The organism is Phenylobacterium aquaticum, assembly GCF_022695515.1.
GTDB classification, from domain to species: Bacteria; Pseudomonadota; Alphaproteobacteria; order Caulobacterales; family Caulobacteraceae; genus Phenylobacterium; species Phenylobacterium aquaticum.
This window is the reverse complement of the sequence record NZ_JALDPT010000011.1, coordinates 125464-131834: the sequence shown is the minus strand read 5'-3', so window position 1 is coordinate 131834 and position 6371 is coordinate 125464. Positions and strand designations below refer to the sequence as shown.

Sequence of the window (6371 nt, the reverse complement as noted above, 5' to 3'; positions counted from 1 at the left end):
CGGGCAGCATGGCCTCGTCGTCCATCCAGACTACGGTGGCCTCGAACTGGTCGGCGACCTCGGGCGGCGAGGCGGCGGTCGACAGCACGTCGCCGCGGGAGATGTCGATCTCGTCCTTCAGGGTGAGCGTCACCGACTGGCCGGCGACGGCCTCCGGCAGATCCGCGCGGAAGGTGACGATGCGGTCGACCGTGCTCTCGCGGCCGGACGGCAGCACCTTGATCCGGTCGCCGGGCTTGATGGAGCCCGAGGCGATCAGGCCGGAGAAGCCGCGGAAGTCGAGGTTGGGGCGGTTCACCCACTGGACCGGCATGCGGAACGGCTTTTCGCGCAGGTCGTCCTCGACCGGCAGGGTCTCCAGCACCTGCATCAGCGGCGGGCCCTCGTACCAGGGGGCGGCGGCGGAGGGCTCGGTGATGTTGTCGCCGCGCAGGGCCGACATCGGGATGGCGGTGAAGTCGGTGATGCCGATCTGGGCGGCGAAGGCGCGGTACTCGGCGAGGATCGTGTCGAAGGTCTCCTTCGACCAGTCGACCAGGTCCATCTTGTTGATGGCCAGGATCACGTGGCGGATGCCGAGCAGGCTGACCAGATAGCTGTGCCGGCGCGTCTGGGTCAGCACGCCCTTGCGCGCGTCGATCAGGATCACGGCGGCGTCGGCGGTCGAGGCGCCGGTGACCATGTTGCGGGTGTACTGCTCGTGGCCGGGGGTGTCGGCGACGATGAACTTGCGCTTGTCGGTCGAGAAGAACCGATAGGCGACGTCGATGGTGATGCCTTGCTCGCGCTCGGCGGCCAGGCCGTCGACCAAGAGGGCGAAGTCGATCTCGCCGCCCTGGGTGCCGACCTTCTTGGAGTCCGCCTCCAGCGCCGCCAGCTGATCTTCGAAGATCATCTTTGAGTCGTAGAGCAGCCGGCCGATCAGGGTCGACTTGCCGTCGTCCACCGAGCCGCAGGTCAGGAAGCGCAGCAGCGACTTGTGCTGGTGGGCGTGCAGATAGGCTTCGATGTCGGTTTCGATGAGGTCCGAGACGTGGGCCATCAGAAATACCCCTCCTGCTTCTTCTTCTCCATCGAGGCGGCCTGGTCGTGGTCGATCATCCGACCCTGGCGCTCCGAGGTGGTGGTGAGCAGCATCTCCTGGATGATCTCTGGCAGGGTCGCCGCCGTGCTCTCGACCGCGCCGGTCAGGGGGTAGCAGCCGAGCGTGCGGAACCGGACCGACTTCATCATCGGGACCTCGCCGGGCTTCAGGGGCATGCGGTCGTCATCGACCATGATGAGCGCGCCGTCGCGCTCCACGACCGGCCGCACGTCGGAGAAATAGAGCGGCACGATCGGGATGTTCTCCAGGTGGATGTATTGCCAGATGTCCAGCTCGGTCCAGTTGGAGATCGGGAACACCCGGATGCTCTCGCCCTTGTTCTTGCGGGCGTTGTAGAGCTTCCAAAGCTCCGGGCGCTGGTTCTTGGGGTCCCAGCGGTGCTGAGCTGAGCGGAAGGAGAAGATGCGCTCCTTGGCGCGGGACTTCTCCTCATCGCGCCGCGCGCCGCCGAAGGCCGCGTCGAAGCCGTACTTGTCGAGCGCCTGCTTCAGCCCCTCGGTCTTCCAGATGTCGGTGTGGGTCGCCGAGCCGTGGTCGAAGGGGTTGATGCCGCGGGCGAGCGCGTCGGGGTTCCGATGGACCAGGAGCTCGAAGCCCAGCTCTTCGGCCATCTTCTCGCGCATGGCGTACATGGCCTTGAACTTCCAGGTCGTGTCGACGTGCAGCAGCGGGAAGGGCGGCTTGGAGGGATAGAAGGCCTTGGCCGCCAGATGCAGCATCACGGCGCTATCCTTGCCGATCGAATAGAGCATCACCGGGCGCTCGGACTCGGCGGCCACCTCACGCATGATGTGGATCGACTCCGCCTCCAGCCGCTGGAGGTGGGTGAGCGTCGCGGCGCTGATCCCTGCGGCGGGATCCAGCCTGGAAGGCGCGTTCATCGCGTCCGAACTCCAAAAGCCCGGTGCGGTCTCGCTACCGGTTGTGCAACAGAGGGGGGGGAATTGCATGCTGACGGCTGATTGGCCTAGCGAAAATGGCTGGAAGCTCAATTGCCAAAACATCAAGCTGACAACATAACGTGCAACAAATTCGGCTAAAGTGAATGTAAAGGCATTGGCTTGAATCTATAGCTGAAACCCTGGGGCAGATGTAGGCATGCGTCACCACCGGGCCAATGTACTACGAATGGGGTGCTGACCCCTTCAGAAAAATGAGAGCAGCGGCTATTCAATGAATAATCTGAATTGTCTTTGGTTGATGCGGAGCTTTCCCAGGCCGACAAGGGGGGGCGCGCACTTCTATTCGGGTGTATTGATTGATGCGCTGGCCAAAATCGCCAGCCGCATAGACGTCGTTTGCAATGTCGACGAGCAATGTATTGACGCCTTCGAGGCAGAGCCAGAAAATGAAGTGATAACGTGGCATCCGATCCGGGGAAATACAAAGAATAGAATATTCGCTATCGGTTCCGATCTGCCCGCCGAGGCTTATAGGTTTTCCAAGAGGGCATATCGACATGCGGTCGACGACTTACTAAGGAAAAACGTATACGAAATAATATTTATTGATCATATCGGCAGCGGTTGGATTGTTGAGGGCCTTAAGGCATTCTTGGTCGAAAACAATCTCCCAACCAAGATTGTCTATGTATCTCACAATGCTGAAGGCGCGGTGCGCCGAGAGGTAGCGCAATTTATGGAGCGTTCACTCTCGAAGAAGATATTTAGTCTGATGGATGCAGAGAAGGCAGTCGATCTTGAGCATCGAATGTTATCGTGCGCCGACGCACTTACTGGGATTACATCCGATGATGTGAGGGGTCAGTTGCCATTATTGGCGGGAAACGTGGCGATTGATCTCCCTCCAGAATATATTGGTGAGCGGGTGGAGGCTCGTCTGATTGACGAAAGCACGCCGCGCCGGGTGATCTTGTTTGGATCAATCGATTGGCAAGCGAAGATTGAAAGTTTCATCAAATTTGTGCGCGTCGCAGAGCCAATATTTGTCGCGGGAGGCGTCTCGCTTGATGTTGTCGGCCCCGTCGCGCCCGAAGTGGCGAAATTCATAGAGCAAAAATCATGGATTCGGCGGGTCGGTTTTGTGCCAAGCCCTACTGAATTCTGTCTGAATTCGCGGATCGGTCTGATGCTCGATCAAGTCGGGGGCGGATTCAAAACAAAATTACTTACATATTTCTTTTCCAGAACACCCATGGTCGGATTCAGAGGGCAATTACAGGGGCTCGACGCATTCAAAGATGGTGAAGACTATCAATCGTGCCCCACGATTGAAGAGATCGCTGAATTTGTAGCCAAGAATATTGACAATTTCGAATTGCTGAATCGTATGCAACAGGGCGCGTTCGAAGTGGCCTCGAGGGTATTTTCTCCCGTAAATCTTGAGGCTCAGCTCAGCCGACTGATTGCCGATTTGGGGGCACAAACCTCGATCATACCCGCCCCGCGAAGGGCTAGGCAGCCTGTGCGGTTGCTCCGGAATTTCATGGGGCACCCCCGGGTTCAGAAGAACGACATATTGCGAAAGGCGTCAGCCTACTTGCTGCAGGTGCCGAGAACCTTGGCCAGAATACAGTCTAAAAGAGAAGAATTTCTCGGCAATCCTCCAATTATAGTAAATTCAATTCCGAAGAGCGGCACCCATCTGGTGATGGAAGTTGCAAAGTCGTTTCCGAGGAAGGTCTATTTTGGTAGCTTTCTTGCTCAATTTCCATCAATCACAATGTTGAAGCGGTCTCAGAGGGCCGTAAATACTCATATCCTGAGAATTGTGCCGGGGGAAGTTGTGGGGGCGCATCTAAATCACACGCCAGAGACAGCAGCGGCGCTCAAGAAGATTAATGCGATTGTGATCTTTGTGTATCGTGATCCCCGAGATATCGCATTGTCCGAGGCGGACTACATTGCCGAGATGTCGACCTTCCATGCAATGCATCGAAAATTTAAGGGCCTCGATCCCGAACAAAGGGTTGCCTTGGCGATTCGTGGAACTGATGACGGGCGCTTCCCCAGCATCCGAGATCGGTTGATGCCGTATGCGGGCTGGATGGATGAAGATGGGGTGATCTGTCTGACCTATGAATCGCTCATGGGCCCCGAACGAGAGAAGATTCTGCGCGAAATATGCCGCGAGGTGAGTGCGCGTGATCGCCGAGCCCTGGATGTAGACAAGTTCCTGATCAAACTCGACGCGGCGATCGATCCCGGGAGGTCTCATACCTTCCGGGGCGGAGGCGTTTCGAAGTGGCGGGCGAACATGTCGTCCGACAATATTGAAATATTCAACGCCAGTACGGGAGACTTGGGCGAGATGTTCAAGACGTCCTAGTGGATTGGCGTTTGCGGAAGAGTCTTTGTGCGGCCCTGCGACCCTGGGGGAGCGAGTGGCGCCCACCGGCGTCACCGCCGCCTGCCTGGGCCCGGCCGGCCGCAAACGCCATGGGACGATTGTCGGTGAGGCTAACGGCACACAAAAGTGCGCCTGGCGCGTCCAGGTCGTGCGGGTGACAAGCCGACGGCTTGGGGGCGTTGGAGATCGCGCGCGCAGCTGGAGCGATCATGCGCGTGCCTGGGGCTGCGTGCGCGATAAGTGACGGCGCGGCCGAAGGCTCCTGCGCGTCAACGGCCCTCTCCAGCGGGAGACTGTCGGGCCCGATAGCCTGGACCGTCGCCGCCACAGGCATAACACATGTTTTACGCTCGACCGAGCGTAAAACATGTATGTTGCTCAGCCAGCGCGGTGCCCGCCGGCGACCATAAGTCGATACCAGCGACGCCCCAGGGAATTCGTCTGGGGGGAGCTCGTCCACACCATAACGACAGTAAATTTGGCGGTGCCCCCCCCTGCGCCCAGGGCCTGTTTCACCCCCTTTGCGATCGATAGGCCTGACCTCGGCCCAGTGGTGACGAGGAAACGCGCGCTGGCTGCGCCGCGGCGTCTCGTTTTTCCACCGATAGAAACGTGCTAGTCGCCGCAATGGCTCCGAGCATGATCCAAGGCCCCGGCGCCCCAATGCCGCCAAGCGTTTGTGCAAATACTGCAAAAGCAGCCAACGCTAGTTCGGGAGTCTTTGTGCCGAGCACGGATAGGGCGCGGTAGAGGTTCAGAAGTACAAACATTCCGCCGGCCAAGCCGAACATCAGCCAGTACTCCCAGAACGCATTGGTCATCATAAAGCGCAAGTCAGGGATCCGGGCAAACCCACTCTTGTCAACGCTAACCACGAACTGATACCCAGTATTATATTGGGTCCCGACATTTCCGTATACATCGTACATTGTGGGCCTGGCCGCTTCCCAGCCACCTAGGCCAATACCGAGCAGTGGTCGTTCGGGGATCATCGCGCTTGTAATCAGCAGGGGCGCAATTTGCCGGCCAAAAAAGCTTGCGGAGCGCGTGTATCGGATTCCGCCGGTCGTATTGTTGAAGGTCAGAGCCGTCAACGGGATCGCTATGACCACCAACAGCATTAGAACAGTCGCAGTGTAAGAGCGGAAAGTTCTGCTCGAGATGAATTTCGCGTAATAGGTGAAATGGTAGGCCGCGCAAATTCCGATGCCGAAAAATATCGTGATGGATTTAACAAGATAGTAGCCGGCAAGGCCCATCGCCGCCAATGCAAGTAGGCGGATGGTGGGGCGAAGGCTCGAAGACAAAAACCACATGACTAGAGATATGGTCAGCACAATTCCAAGCACGGACGGCTCTTGCGAGAAGAACTTAGGCCGAATGCCGCCATATTCCACAATGTCTCTGTAGTCGTCCCAGTAGACGGGGCGCCACGTATTGATGTGAACGCGAGCCCAGTCGCTTAAGGGGCGTAGGGGGCCGTAAACTTCAAGCGCGGATCCGACAAGCAGAATAAGGCCAATCGTGAGCATAGCCCTTGAGACGGTCTGCTGTCTAAGATTCTTTATGTTTTCGAATAGAGAAAGCCCGATCGCCAGGCTGTAGATTAGCTGAATTGACGCCGTGAGCCGCTTGACCGGATAACCATCCATCGCAACGCCAATTATACCGGATAGAAGTAGAAAGGCAGAGATGTAGAGTAAAATACTGGTCAATTTTAGTCGATCCTGCCCCGACACTGTGAGTAATCCCAGTGCTGCGGCCGCGCCGGAAAGCGCAAACGGGACCAGAAGCACGCCGCCTGGTGCGATCGACAGGCCAATGTGGAACCCCACAAGGATGAGAAGCACCACCCATATCGAAGTCGCTTCCGAATTGGCCTTTACAGAGCGTGGGGCGTGGGTTGCGGTCATGCGGTGAGATTCCTGGGGGCTCGACGGTTTTTGTCTGGAAGAGC

4 protein-coding genes are annotated in these 6371 nt (G+C 58.0%); 1 reads left to right on the top strand and 3 read right to left on the bottom strand.

Annotation, left to right across the window (positions count from 1 at the left end):
* Together cysN and cysD are read right to left on the bottom strand one after the other, a co-directional pair.
* A partial coding sequence (gene cysN / locus MQH10_RS10450; RefSeq protein ID WP_242563997.1) for a sulfate adenylyltransferase subunit CysN occupies window positions 1-1042 on the bottom strand: 1042 nt, incomplete at its 3' end.
* Complete coding sequence (gene cysD / locus MQH10_RS10445) at window positions 1042-1986, bottom strand: sulfate adenylyltransferase subunit CysD (RefSeq protein ID WP_242563996.1); 945 nt, start codon at window positions 1984-1986, stop codon at window positions 1042-1044. The genes cysD and cysN, both read right to left, overlap by 1 nt.
* Window positions 1987-2278: 292 nt before the next feature.
* On the opposite strand from cysD, the gene MQH10_RS10440 reads away from it, so the two are divergent.
* The gene (locus MQH10_RS10440; RefSeq protein WP_242563995.1) at window positions 2279-4393 is read left to right on the top strand and encodes a glycosyltransferase family protein; all 2115 of its coding nucleotides are present in this window, start codon (window positions 2279-2281) and stop codon (window positions 4391-4393) included.
* A gap of 533 nt (window positions 4394-4926) precedes the next feature.
* On the opposite strand, the gene MQH10_RS10435 is transcribed toward MQH10_RS10440, so the two are convergent.
* On the bottom strand, window positions 4927-6327 hold the full coding sequence (locus MQH10_RS10435) for a hypothetical protein (protein ID WP_242563994.1): 1401 nt from the start codon (window positions 6325-6327) through the stop codon (window positions 4927-4929).
* Between the last annotated feature and the right edge of the window lie 44 nt (window positions 6328-6371).